We start from the raw sequence: 22,332 nt of genomic DNA on the forward strand, positions 1-22,332 counted from the left end.
TCATCGAAAGATAACGTAACCAAGGAAAACAGGAGGCAGGCGGTGTACATCATTTCGACCAACAATATGCTGCAGAAGGCACAACAACAGGGCTATGCCGTACCGGCCTTCAACATTCATAACCTGGAAACCATGCAGGTGGTGGCTGAAACCGCCGCGCACATGCGCTCGCCGGTGATCCTGGCCGGTACGCCCGGCACCTATCTCTATGCGGGAACGGCTAACGTGGTCGCCATTGTCAAACAGTTGGCCGCCGAATACCGCATCCCACTGGCGGTACATCTGGATCACCATGAAACCCTGCAAGATATTGAAACCAAAGTGCATGCTGGGATCCGCTCGGCCATGATTGATGGCTCGCATCTGCCCTTTGCGGAAAATGTCGCCCTGGTGCGGCAGGTGACCGAGTTTTGCCATCGTTATGATGTCAGCGTTGAGGCAGAGCTGGGGCGGCTTGGTGGCGTTGAAGATGGCATCAGCGTCGATGCCAAGGATGCCCGCTATACCTCGCCGCAACAGGCCGAGGAGTTTGTGCGTTCCACCGGCATCGATTCACTGGCGGTGGCGATTGGTACGGCACATGGGCTTTACCAGGGCAAGCCAGAGCTGGATTTCATCCGCCTTGGACAGATCCGCGACAGGGTCAGCGTGCCATTGGTGCTGCATGGTGCGTCGGGTTTGCCGAACGCCGATATTCAGCAGGCGATTCGGCTGGGTGTCTGCAAGGTGAACGTGGCGACGGAGCTTAAAATCGCCTTTTCCGATGCGCTGAAACAGCATCTGGCGGAGCATCCGCAGGCCAACGATCCGCGCCACTATATGCAGCCCGCCAAGCTGGCGATGCAGCAGGTGGTGCAAAAGGTGATTCAGGTTTGTGGCTGCGAAGGCAGGCTGTGAAATACACCAGCATGGTAACGGCCCCTCACCCTAACCCTCTCCCACAGGGAGAGGGGACAGCACGTGCTACAAATTAAGCCTTGCATACTACCTCACCAACTCCCACAAAGAAGGGCAATTGAGGCGATCCAACAATGCACTCCATTCCCAACCACAACGCCGGACCACTCCCTCTCCCTATGGGAGAGGGTTGGAGTGAGGACATCCTCTCGTCACAATAACGGCTTTCACTTTATTGCGTATGCCGACGCCTCTCTTTATCAATCCTCTATAATTAACTGATTTTAAATAACTAAACCTATCCTGCTCGTTAACTTATTTCCTCACACTGAAAGCACTAGCACGGAAAAATAGCGGTAAAGTTTTCGATCTTGATCACGAATAATAGAAAAGTGCATTGCTAACCTTTCGAAACATTACGATTATATTCGTAAGAAAACGGAGGGTAAAATGAAAAATATCATCGCACGACATAAAGCAGGGGAGCCGATCGGGATCTGCTCTGTCTGTTCGGCACACCCATTAGTCATTGAGGCCGCATTACGCCTGGATCTGCACAGCGATCGCCAGGTGCTGATCGAGGCCACATCCAACCAGGTTAATCAGTTTGGCGGTTACACCGGCATGAAACCGGCGGATTTCCGGCAGTTTGTCTGCGATATTGCGGCAACCGTCGGCTTTCCGCTCTCCCGGCTGCTGTTAGGGGGCGACCATCTAGGCCCGAACTGTTGGCAAAATGAACCCGCCGCCAGCGCAATGGCGAAAGCGGAAGTGCTGATCGCCGACTACGTTACCGCCGGATTCAGCAAGATCCATCTGGATGCATCCATGTCCTGCGCCGACGATCCGATCCCGTTAGATCCCAATGTGGTGGCAGAACGCGCCGCCCGTTTGTGCCAGGTCGCCGAACGGGTCGCTACCCCAGAGCAAAAACAGCAGCTAACCTATGTGATTGGGACCGAGGTGCCGGTTCCAGGCGGAGAGTCTTCCGCCATTGGCAGCGTACATATCACTCACGCGACGGATGCCGCCGCCACGCTGGAAACTCACTATCAGGCGTTCCGCAAGGCTGGGTTGGCAGCGGCGATCCCGAGGATCATCGCCGTGGTAGTGCAGCCAGGGGTGGAGTTCGACCACTCACAAGCGATCGCCTACCAACCACAGCTTGCCCGTGAGCTCTCCCAATTTATTACCACCACGCCGTTGGTTTATGAGGCGCACTCTACCGATTATCAAACGCGTGAAGCCTATCAGCAACTGGTGCGCGATCACTTCGCCATTCTCAAGGTTGGCCCGGCCCTGACGTTTGCCCTACGCGAAGCGGTGTTTGCCTTGGCCAATATCGAACAGGCCCTGATTGCCCCGGAAAAACGCAGCCAGATCCTGGCGGTGATTGACGCCGTAATGCTCGACGAACCGGATTACTGGAAAAAGTATTATCACCCGACGTTCAGCCGCTCGCTGATCGACCTGCATTTCAGCCTGTCGGATCGTATCCGCTACTACTGGCCTCATCCGCGTATTGCCCAAAGTATGACGACGCTGCTCAATAACCTCGACCAGCAAGAGATCCCCGCGGGCCTGCTTAGCCAATACTTCCCGCTGCAATATCAGCGCGTGATGGAGCGCAAACTGGCGAAGCAACCCCACGCACTGATGATCGACAAGATTCAGGATGTGCTGCGCGCTTATCGCTTCGGCTGTGCCCCCGCAGAGCGGGCTAAAAACGCCGAGGAGATGGTCCATGCATAACAGCCAACTGTTCGTTCGCACTGGCATCAGCTTTGCCGACGCGCAGCAGGCGCTGGAGCACATTGGCGTCACCATGCTCAACGCCGGGGTCGTTCACAACAGCTACCCGCAGGCGTTGCTGGTGCGTGAGAGCGCTTATCCCACCGGCATAGCCCTTGAGCAGCACGCGGTCGCCATCCCCCACTGTGAAGCGGAGCATGCACGTGCTCCGGCTATTTATCTGATCCGCCCTGACCATGCCGTTCCCTTCGCTCAGGCGGATGATGACGGCACGATCGACGTTGCGCTGATTATCGCGCTGATCGTCACCGACCCGGCTGCGCAGTTGGTTTTACTGCGCACGCTGTTTGGCCAGTTGCAGCACCCCGAGTTTATCACTGCGCTACTGACCGCCCCCGAGGACCAATTGGGCGAAATTTTTGCCCAGCGGGTTTTCACTCCGCCCTCCCGACCACAACAAAAAACAGAATATGAAGGAGCCACACTGTGAAACGTAAAATTATCGTTGCCTGCGGCGGTGCCGTTGCCACCTCGACCATGGCCGCAGAAGAGATCAAAGAGCTGTGCGCGGAGCACAACATCGAGTTGGATTTGGTGCAGTGCCGCGTGACCGAGATTGAAACCTATATGGACGATGCCGATTTGATCTGCACCACCGCCCGTGTCGACCGGCAGTTTGGCGATATACCGTTGGTCCACGGCATGCCGTTTATTTCCGGCGTCGGCATCGATGCGCTGAAACAAAAAATACTCACCATTCTGACGGAGTAGCCCATGTTTACCGACATCATGCGTTACATCCTCGATCTCGGCCCTACGGTGATGCTGCCCATCGTGATCATCATCTTCTCGCTGATTTTAGGGATGAAGTTAGGGGATTCATTTAAATCCGGCATTCATATCGGCATTGGCTTTGTCGGTATCGGGCTGGTTATCGGCCTGATGCTGGACTCGATCGGCCCCGCAGCAAAATCGATGGCCGAACAGTTCCAGATCAACCTGCACGTGGTGGATATCGGCTGGCCAGGCTCATCACCAATGACCTGGGCCTCACAGATTGCCCTGATCGCCATCCCGGTTGCGATTGCGGTCAACATCGTGATGCTGCTGATGCGTATGACCCGCGTGGTTAACGTGGATATCTGGAACATCTGGCATATGACCTTTACCGGTGCCATGGTGCATCTGGCCACCGGCTCATACTGGCTGGGTATGCTGGGCGTGGTGGTGCATGCCGCCTTCGTCTACAAGCTGGGGGATTGGTTCGCCAAAGACACCCGCGACTTCTTCGGGCTGGAAGGGATTGCCATTCCGCACGGCACCTCCGCCTATATGGGGCCGATCGCCGTACTGGTGGACACCATTATCGAGAAGATCCCCGGCCTGAACCGTATTCACTTCAGCGCGGACGACGTACAGAAACGCTTTGGCCCGTTCGGCGAGCCGGTGACCGTCGGCTTTGTGATGGGGCTGATTATCGGTGCGCTGGCCGGTTATGACCTGAAGGGCATTCTGCAACTGGCGGTGAAAACCGCTGCCGTGATGCTGCTGATGCCACGGGTGATCAAACCGATCATGGATGGCCTGACGCCGATCGCCAAGCACGCTCGTAAACGCCTGCAAGCACGCTTTGGTGGCCAGGAGTTCCTTATCGGCCTCGATCCGGCGCTGCTGCTGGGCCATACCGCCGTGGTCTCCGCCAGCCTGATCTTTATCCCGCTGACCATTCTGATCGCCGTGATCGTCCCAGGTAACCAGGTGCTGCCGTTCGGCGATCTGGCAACCATCGGCTTCTTTGTGGCCCTCGCCGTCGCGGTACATCAGGGCAACCTGTTCCGCACGCTGATCTCGGGCTTTATCATCATGAGCATCACGCTGTGGATCGCGACCCAAACCATCGGGCTACATACCCAACTGGCGGCCAATGCCGGTGCCCTGAAAGCGGGCGGAGTGGTGGCCTCCATGGACCAAGGCGGCTCACCGATCACCTACCTGCTGATCCAACTGCTCACCTGGCAAAACGTGGTGGGTCTGGTGGTTATCGGCGTCATTTACGCCATTGGGGTGTTCCTCACCTGGCGCCGTGCCCGTCAATTTGCCCAGGCTGAAGCCACCGCCAAGCAACAGGCCGCCCAAAGCCTCAACGCTATGTCCTGATCCTTCGGGGGAGCTTATCTCCCCCCTCTCTATTTCTACGGAGTTCAAGTTATGCAATCAGTCGTGATCCACACGGAGGGAGAAGTGCGCGTTGAAGAACGCCCCGCCCCTGCTATTGAGGCCGCCGATGAGGTGTTGGTTCGGGTGGCTTATTCCGGGCTATGCGGTTCGGATATCCCCCGCATATTCGCCAAGGGAGCGCATTTCTACCCGATTACCCTGGGGCATGAGTTCAGTGGCCGGGTCGTGGCCTGTGGCGATCGGGTTACCGATCTGCAACAGCATGATGCCGTGGCCTGCGTTCCTTTGTTGCCATGCTTTAACTGCCCGGAGTGCCAGCGCCATTACTATTCGCTGTGTAAGCATTACCAGTTCGTCGGTTCACGCAGCCATGGCGGCAACGCCGAGTTTATCGTGGTCAAACGCGCCAATCTGGTGAAATTGCCTGCCAACGTCAGCTTATTGCAGGGGGCGTTTATTGAGCCTATCACCGTCGGCCTGCATGCCATTCAGTTGGCTGGGGGCTGCCAAGGCAAAGAGGTGATCATCATTGGTGCCGGCACCATCGGCCAACTGGCGATCCAATGTGCCCGCGCGATGGGCGCACGCAGCGTCACGGCGATCGATATCAATGACGACCGGCTCAAGCTGGCACGCCAGATCGGCGCAGAAAACGCGTTTAACAGCGCAGAACTCAGTCCCGCCCAGATAGCCGAACGCTTGCAGGAAAGGCGTTTTGATCAGTTGATCCTGGAAACCGCCGGCACGCCACAAACGGTTGGCCTGGCGCTGGATATCGCCGGGCCACGGGCACAAATCGCGCTGGTGGGGACTCTCCATAAGGATCTGCACCTGTCTTACAGCACCTTTAGCCAGATCCTGCGCAAGGAGCTAACGCTGCTGGGCAGTTGGATGAACTATTCGGCCCCGTGGCCAGGGGAAGAGTGGCAGCAGGCCATGAAGCTGTTCCAATCGGCAGATTTGGCTCTGGAGCCGTTGATTGCCAGCATCGATCGCCCGCAGCAATACGCCGCCAGCGTTGCGGCCCTGGCCGGTATGCCGATGCAGGGAAAAATCATGCTTAAGCTCGGCGAAGAGTGATATTTAGCCAATGGCTGCCCTGGTGCAGCCATTATTTTGCCTCAAATCCCATCTCCTTGATCTTTATGCTCCCCTTTCATATCCCTTTCGCATAAAATAAAAGCAAAACATTTCGATAGGTCAGGATGATGAACTCTTTTGAAAGACGAAACAAAATTGTCGACTTGGTTCAGCAGAACGGCAGCATCTTGGTCAGCGATCTTTCGAATTCCTTCGGAATTTCTGAGGTAACCATCCGCGCTGACCTGCGCCTGCTGGAAGAAAAAGGCCTGCTGATCCGCTTCCACGGCGGTGCCGCCAGGCCGGGCAGCCAGTTGGAGCAGGAGGCCGAGGCGCCGAAAACCACCGGTGAGGTCATCCTGGAGGAACGCTACCAGCTGGCCAAAGACCCGAAAAAACGCATTGCCTTAAAGGCAGCAGCGATGGTCAACCCCGGCGATACGGTGATCCTCGACAGCGGCAGCACCACCATGCTGATCGCCGAAGAGCTGGTGAAGATGGGCAATATCACGGTGATCACCAATAACCTGCCCGCCGCCTTTGCGCTCTCCGACAATAAAGACATCACGCTGGTGCTGTGTGGTGGCACGCTGCGCCATAAGACGCGCTCCATGCACGGCTCCATCGCGGAGCTCTCCTTACAGGGCATTGCCGGTGACGTGATGTTCGTCGGGGCCGACGGGTTGGACGCCACCAACGGCATCACCACCTTTAATGAAGGCTACTCTATCAGCGGCGTGATGGCTCAGGCAGCCAAGCGCGTAGTCGCGGTGGTCGACTCTACCAAGTTCGGCCGCCGGGGTTTCAACCTGGTGCTGTCGATGAGCCAGATCGACATGATCATTACCGATACTGGCATCAGCAGTGCCGATCGCCAAGCGCTCGATCGGGCAAAACCCGAACTGGTTATCGTGTAAAATCAACCGGGCAGAGGATCAAGCCTCTGCCTATTACAGCCATCGACGCAATCTTTGCGACAACCCCCAGTCAGGCGTTAAACTCTTACCCTTCTCGAATCACACAACTCATGGAAAACCCAGATGACGAAACATTACGATTATCTAGCAATTGGCGGCGGCAGCGGCGGTATCGCATCGATCAACCGGGCAGCCATGTATGGCCAGAAATGCGCACTGATTGAAGCCAAAGAGCTTGGCGGCACCTGCGTTAACGTGGGTTGTGTCCCAAAAAAAGTCATGTGGCATGCGGCGCAAATCGCCGAGGCCATTCACCAGTACGGCCCGGATTACGGCTTCGATACCACCGTTAACGCCTTCGACTGGAAACGCCTGATCGCCAACCGCACCGCCTACATCGATCGTATTCATACTTCCTACGACAACGTGCTGGGTAAAAACAAAGTTGACGTGATCAAAGGTTTTGCCCGCTTTATTGACGCGCATACCGTAGAAGTCAACGGCGAGAAAATCACTGCCGACCATATTCTGATCGCGACCGGTGGCCGCCCAAGCCATCCTTCGATCCCAGGTGCCGAATACGGCATCGACTCCGACGGCTTCTTCGAGCTGGATGCCATGCCAAAACGCGTGGCAGTAGTGGGTGCGGGCTACATCGCGGTAGAAATTGCCGGTGTGATGAACGCGCTGGGAGCAGAAACGCATCTGTTCGTGCGTAAACACGCCCCGCTGCGTACCTTCGATCCGATGATTGTAGAAACCCTGGTTGAGGTGATGAACACCGAAGGGCCAACCCTGCACACCGAATCCATTCCAAAATCCATCGTCAAGAATGCCGACGGTAGCCTGACGCTGGCGTTGGAAAACGGCAAAGAGTTCACCGTGGACAGCCTGGTCTGGGCCATCGGCCGCGAACCAGCGACCGACGATCTGAACCTGGCGGTCACCGGCGTGAAAACCAATGCCAAAGGTTACATCGAGGTCGACAAATTCCAGAACACCAACGTGAAAGGCATCTACGCGGTAGGTGACAACACCGGTGCGGTTGAGCTGACCCCGGTTGCCGTTGCCGCTGGCCGTCGACTGTCTGAGCGCCTGTTCAACAACAAGCCGGACGAACACCTGGATTACAGCAATATCGCCACCGTGGTGTTCAGCCACCCGCCAATTGGCACCATCGGCCTGACCGAACCGCAGGCGAAAGAGCAGTTTGGTGAGGACAAAGTGAAGGTCTATAAATCGTCCTTCACCGCCATGTACAGCGCTGTGACTCAGCATCGCCAACCATGCCGTATGAAGCTGGTGTGTGTGGGCGAAGAAGAGAAGATTGTTGGTCTGCACGGGATTGGCTTCGGCATGGATGAAATCCTGCAGGGCTTCGCCGTGGCAATCAAGATGGGCGCGACCAAGAAAGACTTTGACAACACCGTGGCGATCCACCCAACCGCTGCGGAAGAATTCGTGACCATGCGGTAAATGGTGCATTCCTTACTGTAAAACCGACTGTAAAAGGTCGGTTTTTGCTTTTATTCAGCTTATAAATGCTGATTAAGGCAATTGAATATCCCCGCCATAATGTTTATATCACTGCAAAATTAGCATTCATTAAGATAAATCGTTCTTTTAAATATAACTTCTTAAATATAACCTCAACGAGATGCCGATTTTCGAGCACAATCGCTCCCAACGCGCCTATAATCACCGCGTAGTTATATGCAGTATCTCGTTTGGCGAGGCTCCTATACAAACACAGGTTACTGATCTGACGACATCGAGAGATGCCCAAGGTTAAGACAGGCTTTATCGGATTAAGGTTCAGCCCAAGGTAACTTCTGAGATTGTTCAGATACGTTGTATAGTGCTAAAACCTGGACGCGGAGATAGGCTTTCTGCACTCCCCCTCTTTGGTTTACTCCCCTATGCGATGCACTGTTGAAGTTTAAACAGCAATAGGGTCAATCACTTCCAGACTCCTCAGCGATGACCGCTACCACGCCAGCAGCACAGGCGGGTCAGCCATTGCTAACGCTTTGAACGCTGACTTTTTCACCGCCGCTGGCACCAGGACGGTGAATGAAGCCAGAGACTACGTTACACACTTACTTTTAACCACAGAGGTCGTTATCGATTACAGTTAACCGAGGATAAGATTATGGGAAATATGATGTTTTTTATGGGATTTTTGTTTTTCATCAGCTCATTGGGGCTGATCGCAGCCTATCTGAGCACCAAATGGGATGACTAATGAACGAAAAAGATCCGCCTAGCATCATCCTCCCCGTAGCCTCATCAATCATTGCGGGGAGGATGAATAACCGCAATAAAACGGACGGTATTTACCGCGCGTGATAATGATGATAATTTTTATTCTTGGGTTGCTGTACGCTATTTTTATGATCTCGGTAGGTATTAATGAGATTTATTTGTATTCCACCGGTCAAACTGCCTTTCTTTCCTGTTTATTGCTGACAGCGACCGCAAGCTTGCTGCTCGTCGCTTTTGTCTGGCAATGTTCCGTAAAAACTAAACGCTGATTTTTTTTAATTCAACTATGAGCTGTGCTATGCAAAATAAAAAACAGGCCGTCGCCAGAAACTCGATGATTATCAGCGGATTGTTGGCGTTAGGTAAATTTATCACAGGTATATTTACCGGCAGTATTGGCCTGATCTCCGAAGGCATTCATTCATTTACCGATTTTATAGCCACCAGCATCACCTGGTGGGCGGTGAGCGTCAGCGATAAACCTGCTGATGATGACCATCACTTCGGTCATGGCAAGGTTGAGAATCTGGCCGCACTGTTTGAGGTACTGCTCCTGTTGGCGGCTGGCGGTTGGATCATCTTTGAAGCAGTAAGCAGCCTGATAGGTGAGGCCAACCAGATTGTAGCTGCACCGGTAGTGATTGCGGTACTGCTGGTGTCCATTGTGGTTGATTTCTTCCGTGTCCGAGCCTTGAACCGCGTGGCCAAAGCCACCAACAGCGCGGCTCTGGAAGCCGATGCTTTGCATTTCTTCTCCGATATGTTGTCTTCTGGTGTGGTGCTGTTGGGCATGGTTTTTGTGCTTTTTGGTTTTGCCCGTGCAGATGCGCTGGCAGCACTGATCGTCGCCTGCTTTATCCTGACTGCCGCATTGAAGCTGGGGAAACGCTCCTTTGATTCCCTGATTGATACTGCACCTGCTGGCACGCGGGAAGATATCGCTGCCATACTTAATGACTTCCCCGCGGTGCTGTCTACGGAGAATATTCGTCTGCGCAGTGGTGGAGCCACGCTGTTTATCGAGGTGAGCGTTGGGGTATGCCGTACGCTACCGCTTGAGCGGATCAAGGAATTGAAGCTGGCGATTACCGCCAAACTTGCGCAGCAATACGCCAACTCGGAAGTGAGGGTGATTGCCATCCCTCAAGCCAGAAGTGATGAAGATCTGGCAACCCGTATTCGCATGCTGGCCGCCAACCATGGGGCCGTGGTACAGAGCCTTTCGCTACAACAATTGGCAGACCGTGTGGCGATCGGGATGGATCTGCTGGTTCCGGCCAATGCCAGCGTAGAGCAGGCGCATGATATTGCCAGCGAGGTGGAGGAGGCTCTACGCCAGACCTTGGGCGAAAATACCGAGATTGAAACCCACCTGGAGCCCCAGATGCTGGATTGGCTAACTAGCCAGGATGTGGAACACGGCGAACTGGCAAGGATTGAACAAGCATTGACGGTTTCGGCGCAAAACAGCGGATTGGTGCAAGATATCCATGATATCCGTGCGCGAGAAACGCCACAGGGCGTGATTGTGAATTTTCACTGTCGGGCCCTTCCAGCCTTGTCGATTTCTGCGGTGCACGATGCGGTGGACCATATTGAACGGCAATTAAGAATACAATTCCCGATGGTATCGCGGGTGGTGGGGCATGTTGAACCGCTGTGATCCCTCACAGCGGAATAGGGAGTGGGCACAGTCAGCATCGAAGTAGAAATTGCCGGTGTGATGTGCCCCAAAAAACCAAGCCTCCCGATGCTGAGCTGCCAGCATCAGGGGGTTAAGAAGGTTTAAATAGCCATGGAATATTCGCTAACATTTACTGGTAAACAAACGTCACCCCAATGATTGACTGAACGTTTCCTGCGGTCAACGGCCCACTGGTACGTGCATAGCTCGCCGTTAACCCAAGCTCCACTGACGATTCTCCAACGTTACCCAGTGATACATTACTGTTCGCAGGGATAACCTTGCCGTTGCCCGTTATCTGTATGCCAACCCCTTGTGCGGCAGAGGCTGAAGCCGTATTGCGGAAAACGGTGTTGCCGGCATCCTCAGTCGTTCCTGAAAGGTAGTAGCTCAACTGTTGATTTTTCAAACAATTTACAGAAATGGGCACAGGAGTACTAGCAGGATAATCAGGTAATGAGACCGTAACATTACGTGCTGAAACATCGCAGGTTCCTGTAGGAATGACGACACTGTTATTAGCTATTAGATTCCATGTGTACGTTTCGAGTGTTACAGGGCCGTTATTATCAGGGCCTCTATCCATCATATGCACATACAAAACAGCAAAATTGCTCCCAGCTGGTATCACAACTCCTCTGGCAGATGAGTCAGGCGTAATAATAAGCTTAGCGGAGAGTGGTGTATAATTATAGTTAGAAGAAAAATATGAGAAAGTTTCGGTACCTAACGGCAATGAATACTTAGTTCTAACGAATTCTAAATAACCAGCATATTTAGATAGTTCCCCCGTGAAGCCTGAGTTGCGTGCAAAATAAAAAAAAACGGGGCTCCCGTTCCCACCATTAATTTTGTAGCGATCTTTACAACTGATAGAGTTGGAAAGGTTTACTACCATGTTTTCCCCAGCAGAAATACTCGGCCTAATATCAACATAGACATTCACGACGCTCTCGTCTTTATCACTTATAGTCTGACCAGTCAAATCTATACACGTAGTTGCCAAACTATTAAAAGAGCATCCCATCAATAATATTATTAATATGATTTTTTCCATAAAAACACTCATCAATCAGGCATAGGTATAGGTAATGCTAATTACCGCTTGAATAGTTCCCTGGGTAGCCGCACCGTTTACAGACAGTGCTCTGACTTTGAGTGGGAAACTTGCCGACTTGGTAGCATCGACGACCGATACTGCCTTTTTAATGCCATTATTCAGCTTGGTTCCTTTATCGTCCTGCAGTTCGATCTGAATATTACCCGCGGTCCCCATATTTTTATAATAACCGGTCGCATCAGCCGTCCCGCTAAATGTCGCTGTCACCTGTGACGTTCCGATGGGGCAACCCGTCAGGCTTAGGGTAACGGGTTTCCACTCCGATGCGGCACCCGCGGAGATCATATCCGAACTGTATATGTCACCTAGTGCAACAGAAGCTTTGGAGGTTGAAACGGTACAAGGGCCGGCTACCACTTTACCGCTAACCGTGATAGTCACGTCAGCAGCCTGTAATGGGCTGGCGAGGCTCAGTAGCCCGGACAATAGCAGAGGGTACACATTCCTATTTTTCATATTCATATCAGTTTCCTGTCACTGAAATTCAAGCGTAAAGGTTGCCGTTGCATTGACATGCCCGACGGTGACCGGCATCCGGGTAGCCATCAAACGGGCATAAAAATTAAGTACGTTGGTTTGTCCTGGTGTCAGCGTCGTCCATGATATTGATGACGATGTGGCATTGAGCGACAACATCGTCTGCTGGCTATTCAGAATTTGTACGCCTATTCCCGCAGCAGCAGCCGCACCACTGTCGAGCTTTAACAGACTTGTGTTGTCATTATCCGCAGTACCGGTAAAACTGACTTTTACCGCCGTTACCGAGCTTCCGCACGGGGAAAGCACGATACGGAATGGTACTGGTGATGTCGTCGCGCCTACTGTGTGAAATTGTTTAGCGACGTTATGCCTCAGATCGACAGTAAAATCTTTCGATTCACCTGCCACTGCGCAGGTGTTATTCAGGATGTTTCCGTAAAGAGAAATGGAGTTATCGGTGGCAACGGCCGAGCATATGTAACAAGCCAATAGCGCACTAAACAGGTTAAGTTTCATCAACGACACACCACCGTCAGTTGATTCAGCACTTTGTTCAGGCTATCTTTCGGCTGGCGATAATCAGCCACACAACTGTTGTCCTGTCCATGGCCCCACTTTGCCTGAACCTTGCCCACTAGCGGCATACCGCTCATATAAACCTGACCGTTCTCGTCGACGATATTGCCGCCCTGGTTGGTTTCGGATGTTACAAGGGCACCGAATGGCACTGGCTTGCCGTTGTATATCAACGTCATCAGAATTTTTATCCCGACTCTGACGTTGAAATCAGCGCGCACTACCGCGCCGTGGGTAGGTACAACACTGACCACCGGATCATCAAGCTCGACGTTATTGGCCAGAGTATTGGTATTCAGCGCTATCCGGTTTTCGCGATAGTCGGTGGCATAAGGCAGTACGGCGTAACCGCGCCAGTCCGTGCGAACACCGGTCTGGTTTTCAACTTTGATGCCGCCCGCGCCAGGCGCTTTCACCAGCACCACCGTATCGTTCAGCGGCTGGCTCAAGGTGACGCCATTGTCATGAAGCAGTGCACCACCGCTGACGCCGTAGTACAGCTGCTTAAAACCGTCGCTGCGGCTGTAGCCAATATTGGTGTTAGCGTAACCGCCACGGTAGTTCAGCGCCGCATAGCCCGTACCGTTACTACGGCTATCGCCTCCGCTGGCGTAACCGGTCTGCACGCTGTAACCCAGGTTGTTATCCTCCAGCAGCGTACCGTAGAGGCCGGCAAAGTTGTTCATCCGACCGTTCAGATCATGAGACATGCTGTAACTTGCACTGGCACTGTTCCATACTGACTGGCTGTTGGTGCGCTGCCAGTAGCTGAAGGGGATGTTGACGTTGAAAGCCAACATCTGGTTGCGGCCTGTCTGCCAGGCGCTTCTGGTCAGACTGTAACTCAGCGTCCAGTTGATGTTGTCCACTGCGGCATTCAGTCCCATTTGCAGCTGTTCGTCAGCCTTGCCGGTCCCCCAGTAGGTCTGGCGACTGCCGCTCAGATAGAAGGTGGCTGCCCCCCCCAACTGCTGGGTCAAACTGGCCTGTAATGTACCGCGTTTGTTCCAGGCGAGATTGTAGTAATCAGTGAATTTGGGTTGCACCTGTATAACCCCATCCTGGGTATCTATACTGTAGCCCTCCATTCGCCGGTAAGTGGTGTCTGCAAAGCTGTAGTAACCCCGTGTCGAGTGCCGATAGCCCACTAACTGGATATTTGTACCGGTCTCATTAAACGACTTGTTGTAGAGGAAACGTAGCGACTGCCCCTGATACTCGCTGTCGTCGGGTAGCATGGCGTTTGCCTGCGTGATATCCAGCGAGAAGGCACCGAAATCGCCGATATTCTTGCCGAACCCAAAGTTAAACGCCCGATAGCGATCCGCCAGTAAGGTGCCACCGTACAGCGTCCAGCCTGCCGGCATACCGTGCATCAGCGTACTCTGGATGAATTTGGGTTTCTCCTGCTGGCTGCTGCCGCTACGATATTCACCCGCCGCTACGCTGTAGCGGATTTGGCCGCTGCGCAGCAACATCGGCACAGAGGAATAAGGCACGCTGAATACCTGGCTGGTACCGTCAGATTCTTTTATGGTGACCTGCAGATCGCCACCGTTGCCTGCCGCATAAAGATCGTTGATGGTGAACGGCCCAGGTGGCACCGTAATGTTATAAGTCTCATAACCATTTTGCGTGATCGACACCTGTGCCGTACTACGGGCAATACCATGAATAACCGGCGCAAAGCCCCTCTGGCTTTCTGGCAGCATATTGTCATCGGAGACCAACTGCGCACCACGGAAGTTAATGCCGCCAAGAATGTCGCTGCTGGTATAGCTGTCACCCACCGTCAGACGTGAGCGTAGTAAGGTAATACCGCGCTCTATCCAGGTATTGATGTGTTGCCACTGATTTTTACTGTCGGATGAACCACCTCTGCTGTAGCTCCAAATGGTATTGTCGCGCAACCGCCAGGAGCCCATGTTCAATCCACTTTGCAGGTTCAGATAAGCATTATTTCTGCCATCACCAATATTATTACCGGTAAAGTTGTAGTTCAGCAGGCCGGCAGTAATCCCTTCATCCCAGAGCTCAGGCGGAATATAACCACGCACACGGTTACCCATAAAGGCCTGTGGTACGGTCAGATAAAGACGTTGCTGGCCGACGTCGAAACGGCTTGTGGCCCCCTCGATCATATCGGTCAAGGGGACACAGGCGTCTGGCGCGAACGTATCCATACCACTGACTACGGAGGTATTGACGCCCATGCCAACGAGCTGGCTGCCGGTCAGGCACGGAACCAGACCGAGACCGTTTTCACCCGCACTAAAGGCAACATCACGAGTGGTCATAAAGTCGTCGTTAAGATAGATATCTACTCGATAAGTATCAGGCGGCACTTCCTGACCATTTTCAAACCCGGAAAGATCTGCCACAGCAGCAGGATCGTCCGCCAGAAAACGGGGATTAAAGTAAAGCTCGGCTGGTGTTGTATATGTCGGTATCGTCGCCAATAAGGCGATAAAAAAACGCCCCGAATACTGGCTGAAGTGCATATTGAACCGTGAGCCTAAATGGCCTGTTCCATGTTTTAGCTGCGACATAGTCCCTCCGGTCTGAAATTGGCCGGCTGTCAGTTCTTTCTTTATACCCAGGGAACAAACCGCTGGGATCTTCCCTGTTGGTTATTGCTGTGCGCCCGTCATTTTTGGAGTCAATGCGCCATAGTCATTAATCGTCTGGTAGGTGATTTCGCCGCCAGCGTTGGCAGGAAGCGTCACCGAAGCTTTACCCATCGGTGGTACCAGCGCATTTTCCAGCACCTGGTTCCCAGCCTTCAGCTCCGTGACCGTCAGGTAATAGGGAGTAGGGTTGTGAAGCGTCAGCGTTGAGCCACTACGGCTGAATGTCAGTTTTTCCGCTGCCAACTCCGGCGGCAGGCTCAGTTTCCCTGGGCGATAATAGAGCTTGATACGGCTGATGATTGCCAATTGCAGCGTGTTTTCACTCAGCTTCGATTTATCCATCGATGGGATCGCTTTAACGTTTACCCAAAACAGGCTTTCCCGATCCTGCGGTAGCTGATTATTAGTGGCATCGATAATGCGCAGGGTGTTCTCTTTTTTACCCTGCATGGCAAACAGCGGTGGAGTGATGACAAAGCGACCGTCTTTGCCACCTTCAGCATTTTCCACCCATGATTGAATAAGGTAGGTGCTGTCCTGCTCATTATTGGTGACCGCAAGCGCAACCTGTTTCTGGCCCGCCGGATAGATAACCCGGGTGGTCCCCAGCGCTACACTCGCTTCGCTACGCACGGAAAAGCCGGTGGCGGCAATTATCAAACATCCCACGAATAAGCAGCGCGTTATCTCCAGTATTTTTCTCACATATTTCCCTTTTTATTCGTCGTTATTTTCTGTTTCTTATTGGTAGTTCAGAGAGAGCCAATACTGGCGGCTCCCTTTGGTAAGGTGATGCTCAAGCAATTACCTAAAACAGATAGCAGAATACCGATTTCACTTTCTGCATCGTTATCATCCCAGTTTTATTGTGTATAACGGGCCATCCTGGCCCTGAATGCCTCCTTGCCTGGCAAATGGATTACTCGTATTGCACCTTAAAGGAGGCATCAGCACTGACAGTACCGGCCGTTGCTGCACCAGTAGCGTAGAAACGAGCCTGGAAAGGAACAGCCGTACTGCCATCATTCAGAGCCATCGCAGTGCTGAAAGTTGAGCCATCCAATACCAGCGGAGTACCCGTTTTATCAAGGATCTGTACACCGATATTCTTTGCCCCACCGGAAGTTGAACTCTGCGTTGCAAGTACGGTAGTGTTAGTGCTGTCAACCGCTGTACCGGAGAAAGCAATAGAAGCTTTAGTCGAAACAGCAGTATCGCAATCGTTAAGCTGAATATTGAAGCCAACCGCCGGACTGGTGTCGCCTGCTTTAGCCAGTTTTGCGGAACGCACTTGGCCTAACTGAACGGTCTGATCGATAGAGCCCGCGTCTACAGCACAAGCTGCGTTAATTACTTCCCCTTTAAAATAAACCTTACCTCCATTCACAATGCTCTTCGTCGCACCAGCTTCCGCAGCCAATACGGATGTAGAGTTCAAGGCCAGGATTGACAGTGCAATGGCGCCCAGTTTATTAATTTTCATGTGTATTCCTTTAAACATATGAGTGAATAACCTTATTTAAACTAAGGTGGTGTGGTGCATATCCATATAACTATACGGAATTCTTGAAAATACCATTTCAAAACATCATGTACTCAGTGAGTAACGATGTTACTTACCTGAATGAATTAATGATGATTTAATGCCTTATCAGAAAGCCAGAGAAACTTAAACAAAAGCATACTTAAGTCATTAAGATTAGACAGCCCGGCTTTATATAATGCATTATTCCTTTTCCTATAAACGGTTTTTGAATTCATCAGCAGCACTTTAGAGACTCTATTGATGTCCATACCGTCATTAATCATCGAGCGCATGATACTGACCTCGTCAGCAGTAAACCGTTGCCACAAAAACATTTTTTCTCTAACGTGTCTTTTATCCGCTCTATTGGTTTTAACATCGTTAATAAAGCTTACAACTTCAGAAACTTCCGTTTTTGAGGATAAAAAAAACACACTTCCCTTTGGATTCGGCCTGACCTTCACAGGAACGTCGATAAAACAAACTGTTAGAATATCATTCGCTAACAAAAACCCTAAAATTTTTGAGAAAAAATGAATATTTTCCATATTTACATTTACAATAAATATACTATTTTCGGATGTTTTCTTAAGTGCACTACGCATTTTTTTCTCTGATGGAAAACGTCTCGACTGAATGAATCTCCATTCCGAATGCAAAGATTTCAGGCCAGATATAAAAAAATGATCGTCACTCCATGTTATGAATCTTGTTTTCTTAGCATACATAGTTTTCTTAACCACGCAGAAATCTGGCAGGTAATTATGACATCATACATTTTTACGCGGGTAGAAAGTCCCGCACCATATTAGTCATCAAATACCCAAGGTCCCTCTCAATGGAAACCACAGTATCATCGTAACACCACTTAAAATAATCAAAAAAAATCAAAAATAATCATCTGAGATTCTTATAATTTTAAGATTTTTCCTAAAGTGCATTTTGCTTAAAAAAATGCGATCATATGATAAATTAATGAACCTATAAAGTTATTAACTCCTTCTTAGATTTCGCCTAACATAATGATTTTAAAAACATAAACCAATTTGTCCACAGGTAATTTAAAATGGAGTTTTCTTGCTCAACATACAATCTTAAATGAAACTTAAGTGATGATTTGATAAGGCAAAAAATGAACGACGTAGATAAAGAAGATGCAGAAATCAGCAATCGCTGCATTTACCTCATTGACCAAAAAGTATACTTCATACCCGATGAAAACGTACTCATTTCAAAAAATTATGATGAGAAGATTAAACTTTTAAGTACAGCAACAGAGTGCCTTTCTACTCTTATCTCACGTCAGGGGCAGATAATCCCCAGAGAAGAACTAATGGACAGTATCTGGAAAAAAAGAGGCGTTATCGCTTCTGACAATAACTTTTACCAGACGATACTCACCATCAGAAAGGCGTTTTCAACACTTGGCTTGGATGATGTAATTGCAACAAGATATAGAAGAGGTCTGGTTATAGAAAAAAAAACCTCAATTATTTTAAAGACACAGCTTTCATCAGGCAGTGTAGAGACAAGAACTCTGCCGTTGGAAGGTACGATAGATGAGGTGGCCTGCCAGGATACTCAGCAAGATACCATTGAGTCCCCAACCAACAACCCCCCCCAGTCAAAGAGAAGAGGTTTCTATGCTATTTTATTATTAACCCTCACCCTTGGCTGCATAACAGGACTCATTTTAAATATAAATTCGGGTAGGTTCTTTGATACTTTTCACCATATGAACAGTGGCTACCCATGTGATATTTACCTCTCCAACAATACTAACTCCATAGAGAGCGTCACATCATTTTTAAAAAGTAAAAAATTCTCCTGCAATAAAGGAGAAAAAGTTTATTATGCCTCAAGACAGCAAATTGGTTATCGGGCCATTATCACATGTGATAGTACATTTCAGGAGGGTGGCGAATGTTCAACAGAATTTTATCTAGATTAAGCATAAGAAAACTGAAAATCCCTTTAATTATCATGGCTATTTTTGCCATTAGTTCACTATCTGTATTAGAATTAAGAAGGTATTTATACACTCAGCACAATAGAATATCCTGCTACGCAAATGTAAATATACATAAAGATGACAAAATACTTTCCCTCAGGTTAAGATATCTTATGCAGAAAGGTAATGGCATGATTTTCCTACAAGGTAAATTGTATGAAAACGGAGAGAGTGCTGGAATTATAAGCAGGGATATTTCGTTTGATTACATTCAAAGTGGATCTTTTTATAAGATCTACGTAGAAGATATAGTAAACCTTTCTCAGAGTACACTTTTTGGCGCAAAAGTGGATACCTTCCTGCCTGATATTTGGTATCAAAAAGGGATACGCAGTGGTTTTTTCATCCAACCTCAATATCCTAATGGCTATATTTTCGGCCGATATTTTTTGCCTTCTTTCTATTGCCGGAATATCGATGATTGACCCCAAGAAAAGAGGTCTGTTAGCTGTGCCACGAGCACATCGTCAGGCCTGATAAACAGCTTTAAGGGGGCGTCACTATAAATGCGCCAAAAGCGTCGGTATATCCCTGATGGAGGGAGACAGTGAAACTGGCGAGAGTCTGCAGCAAACCCAGGCCGCTCAAGCGGCCTCAGACTGGTGACAAAATCCAATATGACGGTGGTTTTATGTCTGCCAATTGAAGCACAATAATCTGTATGCCCATGCCGGAAGTGGGCAGGTAAGAAGTGACACCGGCCTTGACCAAATCGTGGTTCATCCACTTCAGCGACTCCTTATTGCCCTTGCCGCCGAACGAACCCTGCCCCCAGCCGTGCACATGAATATCGACAAAGCCGGGCATGATGATCCGATGACTATGGTCGATGCAGCAACCGGAAAAGTGGCTGGCGAAACCGCTTATTTTCCCTTGTTCCACCCATAGATAACCGGCCTTGATACCGTCGGGGAATACGATCCGGTTGGATTTGATAACCCCGGAGCGCGGGTCATTCCTCAGGATGCTTCCGAGAAACCTCGACCTTCAGGCCGGGGAGGAAAGGAGGCTGTTTTCAGACTAACGTGGTTTGGCATAATCACATTTTCCTCTCTAGTATGTGGATCCATGAAACGTGCATATAAGTATCGGTTTTACCCAACACCGGAACAGTCTGCGCTTTTAGCTCAGACGTTCGGCTGCGTGCGTTTCGTCTATAATTCAATCCTTCACTGGCGCACTGATGCGTACTACGAACGACAGGAAAAAATCGGCTACATACAGGCCAATGCGCGCCTTACTGCTCTCAAAAAAGAGCCTGAGTTCACCTGGCTGAATGACGTCTCCTGCGTACCCCTCCAGCAGTCTTTGCGGCACCAACAAGCGGCATTTACTCACTTCTTTGCTGGACGGGCTGCATATCCGGCTTTCAAGAGCAAACGCCACAAGCAGACGGCAGAATTGACAACCAGCGCGTTTAAATACCGTGAAGGCAAGTTGTACATGGCTAAAAGCAAAATGCCTCTTGATGTCCGCTGGTCACGCCCGTTGCCATCCGTGCCGTCTACCGTCACCCTTTCCAGAGATGCTACCGGTAGGTACTTCGTCTCCTGCCTTTGTGAGTTTGAACCTGTATCACTGCCGCTTAGTGCCAAAACAGTTGGCATTGATGTTGGCTTAAAAGATTTGTTCGTCACCGACTCTGGACTCAAAACCAGCAATCCCCGCCATACAGCTAAATACGCTGTACGCCTTGCGTTGCTACAGCGCAGATTAAGCAAAAAAGCCAGAGGTTCGAAAAACCGAACCAAAGCGCGCTTAAAGGTCGCCCGACTCCACGCGAAAATCGCCGATTGCCGGATGGATAACCTGCACAAGTTGTCCCGCAAACTGATTAACGAAAACCAAGTTGTTTGCGTCGAATCCCTTAAGGTAAAAAACATGCTCCGCAATCCAAAGCTGTCTAGAGCGATAGCAGATGCTGGCTGGAGCGAACTTGTTCGCCAGCTACAGTACAAAGGCGCATGGGCGGGGCGTAGCGTTGTCGCTATCGACCCGTTTTTCCCAACCTCAAAACGCTGTAGCAGTTGCGGCTTCACCATGGAAAAAATGCCTCTTGATATTCGTAATTGGCACTGCCCTGAATGCGGGGAAGACCATGATCGGGATATCAACGCGGCCCGAAATATCAAAGCTGCCGGGCTGGCAGTGTTAGCCCACGGAGAGCCTGTAAATCCTGAATCGCAGCACGCGGCTTAGGTTCGGCTCGTTGAAGTGGGAATCCTCGTCCTTTAGGGCTTGGAGCAGCCAATATCTGGCCCCTGGTTTACTTTACCGCTCTATCAAACAATGCCAGCGCGCCCACCATCAAGGCCAAATACTGGCTGATTCAAGGCTCCTTTTTTGCCCGTCAAAAAACGGAGGCACGACAAATTGCCACCCCGGTCGTTTTCAGACGGGCGGTAATAGGTCAACGTTGGTGGGCGGTTACCAGGCCAGGCCGCGATCCAGAATCAATCGATCACGGACACCAGATGGTTTAGCTTACTGATTTACGACTGCGGGGACCGGAATATCCAATCCATAAAGGCGCAGCATGGCAGGCGTGTCTTCAACGTCAGCAAAAACATACCGCACTCGGACTGCCGCATTTTCCGGGATGGTAATATTCGCATCCCCAGGCACCAATGCGGTTTTCAGTGGTGAAACAAACCCCTCCTTGTCTAACAGCATCAATGATTTACTTTCATTCAGATTGCTAAGACGTACGATTTTGTCGGTTTTATTACGTAGGGAAAGGGTCACTTTATATTCTTGGAGCGCGACTTTCTCAATGGCGGAAACCGATGCGGTGACATTTTTAACCAGATTGTCTTTGTCGGTCACAATGATGGCCCCATCAATGCTGCTACCTGACTGACGGCCATCATCCACGCCATCTTTCAGACCGCTGAGAGCATCTTTACCTGAGGCAATGACGCCAGAGACCACGCTTTTCACGCTGTCTTTCACCACGGCGGTCTCTTCAGCCTGAACGGCAGTGGCAGCCATCATCACCAAAACCAAGGCCATTACGCTATTTTTCATCTCATTATCCTGCTTATCATTATCCATTGACCACAAAATCACCTCAATCTAGCGGAAAATAACACGGATGACATCTTATCTATTGGGGCTGCCTTCCTGCGGCTATTCAGGTAAGGCGTAAACTCCAATCTTTTTAATGCTATTTCGCTTATTCTCACCTGCAAAGCGCGGCGTTTTCTGCCATTCTTTT

22 protein-coding genes and 1 riboswitch are annotated in these 22,332 nt (G+C 50.8%); of the genes, 13 read left to right on the forward strand and 9 right to left on the reverse strand.

Annotation, left to right across the window (positions count from 1 at the left end; all coding sequences use genetic code 11):
• Positions 1-42 precede the first annotated feature (42 nt).
• The 10 genes from KGP21_RS27185 to KGP21_RS27230 all read left to right on the forward strand — a co-directional run bounded on the left by KGP21_RS27185 (position 43) and on the right by KGP21_RS27230 (position 10,752).
• The gene (locus tag KGP21_RS27185) at positions 43-897 is read left to right on the forward strand and encodes a tagatose bisphosphate family class II aldolase (RefSeq protein ID WP_223536628.1); all 855 of its coding nucleotides are present in this window, start codon (positions 43-45) and stop codon (positions 895-897) included.
• A 450-nt stretch (positions 898-1,347) separates the two neighbouring features.
• On the forward strand, positions 1,348-2,649 hold the full coding sequence (gatZ, locus tag KGP21_RS27190; protein WP_223536630.1) for a tagatose-bisphosphate aldolase subunit GatZ: 1,302 nt from the start codon (positions 1,348-1,350) through the stop codon (positions 2,647-2,649).
• Positions 2,642-3,139, forward strand: a complete 498-nt coding sequence (gene gatA, locus KGP21_RS27195; protein ID WP_021807402.1) for a PTS galactitol transporter subunit IIA — start codon at positions 2,642-2,644, stop codon at positions 3,137-3,139. Before gatZ ends, gatA begins: the two co-directional genes overlap by 8 nt.
• A complete protein-coding gene (gene gatB, locus KGP21_RS27200; protein ID WP_021181786.1) occupies positions 3,136-3,420 on the forward strand; it encodes a PTS galactitol transporter subunit IIB in 285 nt (94 codons plus the stop codon). The genes gatA and gatB overlap by 4 nt, the downstream gene beginning before the upstream one ends.
• 3 nt (positions 3,421-3,423) lie before the next feature.
• On the forward strand, positions 3,424-4,806 hold the full coding sequence (locus tag KGP21_RS27205; protein WP_021807401.1) for a galactitol-specific PTS transporter subunit IIC: 1,383 nt from the start codon (positions 3,424-3,426) through the stop codon (positions 4,804-4,806).
• 51 nt (positions 4,807-4,857) lie between these two features.
• The gene (gene gatD, locus KGP21_RS27210) at positions 4,858-5,907 is read left to right on the forward strand and encodes a galactitol-1-phosphate 5-dehydrogenase (protein WP_059199418.1); all 1,050 of its coding nucleotides are present in this window, start codon (positions 4,858-4,860) and stop codon (positions 5,905-5,907) included.
• A gap of 128 nt (positions 5,908-6,035) precedes the next feature.
• A complete protein-coding gene (locus KGP21_RS27215; RefSeq protein WP_059199417.1) occupies positions 6,036-6,824 on the forward strand; it encodes a DeoR/GlpR family DNA-binding transcription regulator in 789 nt (262 codons plus the stop codon).
• A 123-nt stretch (positions 6,825-6,947) separates the two neighbouring features.
• Positions 6,948-8,300 (forward strand): glutathione-disulfide reductase, encoded by a 1,353-nt coding sequence (gene gorA / locus KGP21_RS27220; protein ID WP_166733629.1) that lies wholly within the window; start codon positions 6,948-6,950, stop codon positions 8,298-8,300.
• A 239-nt stretch (positions 8,301-8,539) separates the two neighbouring features.
• Positions 8,540-8,711: riboswitch (M-box (ykoK) riboswitch) on the forward strand.
• Between the two features lie 286 nt (positions 8,712-8,997).
• Complete coding sequence (gene mgtS, locus KGP21_RS27225; RefSeq protein WP_245208526.1) at positions 8,998-9,069, forward strand: protein MgtS; 72 nt, start codon at positions 8,998-9,000, stop codon at positions 9,067-9,069.
• 318 nt (positions 9,070-9,387) lie between these two features.
• On the forward strand, positions 9,388-10,752 hold the full coding sequence (locus KGP21_RS27230; RefSeq protein ID WP_094982419.1) for a cation-efflux pump: 1,365 nt from the start codon (positions 9,388-9,390) through the stop codon (positions 10,750-10,752).
• 151 nt (positions 10,753-10,903) lie between these two features.
• Here KGP21_RS27230 and KGP21_RS27235 read toward each other — a convergent pair whose 3' ends face one another.
• The 7 genes from KGP21_RS27235 to KGP21_RS27265 form a co-directional block, all read right to left on the reverse strand.
• Positions 10,904-11,830, reverse strand: a complete 927-nt coding sequence (locus KGP21_RS27235; protein WP_094982420.1) for a fimbrial protein — start codon at positions 11,828-11,830, stop codon at positions 10,904-10,906.
• Between the two features lie 15 nt (positions 11,831-11,845).
• Positions 11,846-12,349: a fimbrial protein gene (locus tag KGP21_RS27240; RefSeq protein WP_037376519.1), complete on the reverse strand. Its 504-nt coding sequence runs from the start codon at positions 12,347-12,349 to the stop codon at positions 11,846-11,848.
• An 18-nt stretch (positions 12,350-12,367) separates the two neighbouring features.
• On the reverse strand, positions 12,368-12,889 hold the full coding sequence (locus tag KGP21_RS27245) for a fimbrial protein (RefSeq protein ID WP_021807393.1): 522 nt from the start codon (positions 12,887-12,889) through the stop codon (positions 12,368-12,370).
• Positions 12,889-15,498, reverse strand: a complete 2,610-nt coding sequence (locus KGP21_RS27250) for a fimbrial biogenesis usher protein (RefSeq protein ID WP_223536631.1) — start codon at positions 15,496-15,498, stop codon at positions 12,889-12,891. Before KGP21_RS27250 ends, KGP21_RS27245 begins: the two co-directional genes overlap by 1 nt.
• Positions 15,499-15,579: 81 nt before the next feature.
• Positions 15,580-16,284, reverse strand: a complete 705-nt coding sequence (locus KGP21_RS27255) for a fimbria/pilus periplasmic chaperone (RefSeq protein WP_115159366.1) — start codon at positions 16,282-16,284, stop codon at positions 15,580-15,582.
• A 214-nt stretch (positions 16,285-16,498) separates the two neighbouring features.
• Complete coding sequence (gene fimA, locus KGP21_RS27260; protein WP_094982423.1) at positions 16,499-17,062, reverse strand: type 1 fimbrial major subunit FimA; 564 nt, start codon at positions 17,060-17,062, stop codon at positions 16,499-16,501.
• Between the two features lie 146 nt (positions 17,063-17,208).
• Positions 17,209-17,709 carry a hypothetical protein gene (locus KGP21_RS27265; protein ID WP_218520164.1) on the reverse strand — a complete coding sequence of 167 codons (501 nt, stop codon included), beginning with the start codon at positions 17,707-17,709 and terminating at the stop codon, positions 17,209-17,211.
• 527 nt (positions 17,710-18,236) lie between these two features.
• Between KGP21_RS27265 and KGP21_RS27270 the strand changes: the two genes are divergently transcribed.
• Positions 18,237-19,055 (forward strand): winged helix-turn-helix domain-containing protein, encoded by an 819-nt coding sequence (locus KGP21_RS27270; RefSeq protein ID WP_223498598.1) that lies wholly within the window; start codon positions 18,237-18,239, stop codon positions 19,053-19,055.
• The gene (locus KGP21_RS27275; RefSeq protein ID WP_223498599.1) at positions 19,028-19,540 is read left to right on the forward strand and encodes a hypothetical protein; all 513 of its coding nucleotides are present in this window, start codon (positions 19,028-19,030) and stop codon (positions 19,538-19,540) included. The genes KGP21_RS27270 and KGP21_RS27275 overlap by 28 nt, the downstream gene beginning before the upstream one ends.
• Before the next feature lie 169 nt (positions 19,541-19,709).
• Here KGP21_RS27275 and KGP21_RS27280 read toward each other — a convergent pair whose 3' ends face one another.
• A complete protein-coding gene (locus KGP21_RS27280) occupies positions 19,710-19,997 on the reverse strand; it encodes a hypothetical protein (RefSeq protein WP_223536633.1) in 288 nt (95 codons plus the stop codon).
• 186 nt (positions 19,998-20,183) lie between these two features.
• Between KGP21_RS27280 and KGP21_RS27285 the strand changes: the two genes are divergently transcribed.
• Positions 20,184-21,314: an RNA-guided endonuclease TnpB family protein gene (locus KGP21_RS27285; RefSeq protein WP_141234362.1), complete on the forward strand. Its 1,131-nt coding sequence runs from the start codon at positions 20,184-20,186 to the stop codon at positions 21,312-21,314.
• Between the two features lie 285 nt (positions 21,315-21,599).
• Here KGP21_RS27285 and KGP21_RS27290 read toward each other — a convergent pair whose 3' ends face one another.
• Positions 21,600-22,142 (reverse strand): hypothetical protein, encoded by a 543-nt coding sequence (locus KGP21_RS27290; RefSeq protein ID WP_223498602.1) that lies wholly within the window; start codon positions 22,140-22,142, stop codon positions 21,600-21,602.
• Positions 22,143-22,332: the final 190 nt, after the last annotated feature.

The organism is Serratia sp. JSRIV004 (genome assembly GCF_019968705.1).
GTDB lineage: Bacteria > Pseudomonadota > Gammaproteobacteria > Enterobacterales > Enterobacteriaceae > Chania > Chania fonticola_B.

Coding starts and splice junctions, on each gene's coding strand:
- gatZ (WP_223536630.1), top strand. CDS start 1,348: ATGAAAAATATCATCGCACGACATAAAGCAGGGGAGCCGATCGGGATC.
- gatA (WP_021807402.1), top strand. CDS start 2,642: ATGCATAACAGCCAACTGTTCGTTCGCACTGGCATCAGCTTTGCCGAC.
- KGP21_RS27205 (WP_021807401.1), top strand. CDS start 3,424: ATGTTTACCGACATCATGCGTTACATCCTCGATCTCGGCCCTACGGTG.
- gatD (WP_059199418.1), top strand. CDS start 4,858: ATGCAATCAGTCGTGATCCACACGGAGGGAGAAGTGCGCGTTGAAGAA.
- KGP21_RS27215 (WP_059199417.1), top strand. CDS start 6,036: ATGAACTCTTTTGAAAGACGAAACAAAATTGTCGACTTGGTTCAGCAG.
- gorA (WP_166733629.1), top strand. CDS start 6,948: ATGACGAAACATTACGATTATCTAGCAATTGGCGGCGGCAGCGGCGGT.
- KGP21_RS27230 (WP_094982419.1), top strand. CDS start 9,388: ATGCAAAATAAAAAACAGGCCGTCGCCAGAAACTCGATGATTATCAGC.
- KGP21_RS27235 (WP_094982420.1), bottom strand. CDS start 11,830: ATGGAAAAAATCATATTAATAATATTATTGATGGGATGCTCTTTTAAT.
- KGP21_RS27240 (WP_037376519.1), bottom strand. CDS start 12,349: ATGAAAAATAGGAATGTGTACCCTCTGCTATTGTCCGGGCTACTGAGC.
- KGP21_RS27245 (WP_021807393.1), bottom strand. CDS start 12,889: ATGAAACTTAACCTGTTTAGTGCGCTATTGGCTTGTTACATATGCTCG.
- KGP21_RS27250 (WP_223536631.1), bottom strand. CDS start 15,498: ATGTCGCAGCTAAAACATGGAACAGGCCATTTAGGCTCACGGTTCAAT.
- fimA (WP_094982423.1), bottom strand. CDS start 17,062: ATGAAAATTAATAAACTGGGCGCCATTGCACTGTCAATCCTGGCCTTG.
- KGP21_RS27265 (WP_218520164.1), bottom strand. CDS start 17,709: ATGCGTAGTGCACTTAAGAAAACATCCGAAAATAGTATATTTATTGTA.
- KGP21_RS27270 (WP_223498598.1), top strand. CDS start 18,237: ATGAACGACGTAGATAAAGAAGATGCAGAAATCAGCAATCGCTGCATT.
- KGP21_RS27275 (WP_223498599.1), top strand. CDS start 19,028: ATGTTCAACAGAATTTTATCTAGATTAAGCATAAGAAAACTGAAAATC.
- KGP21_RS27285 (WP_141234362.1), top strand. CDS start 20,184: ATGAAACGTGCATATAAGTATCGGTTTTACCCAACACCGGAACAGTCT.
- KGP21_RS27290 (WP_223498602.1), bottom strand. CDS start 22,142: ATGAAAAATAGCGTAATGGCCTTGGTTTTGGTGATGATGGCTGCCACT.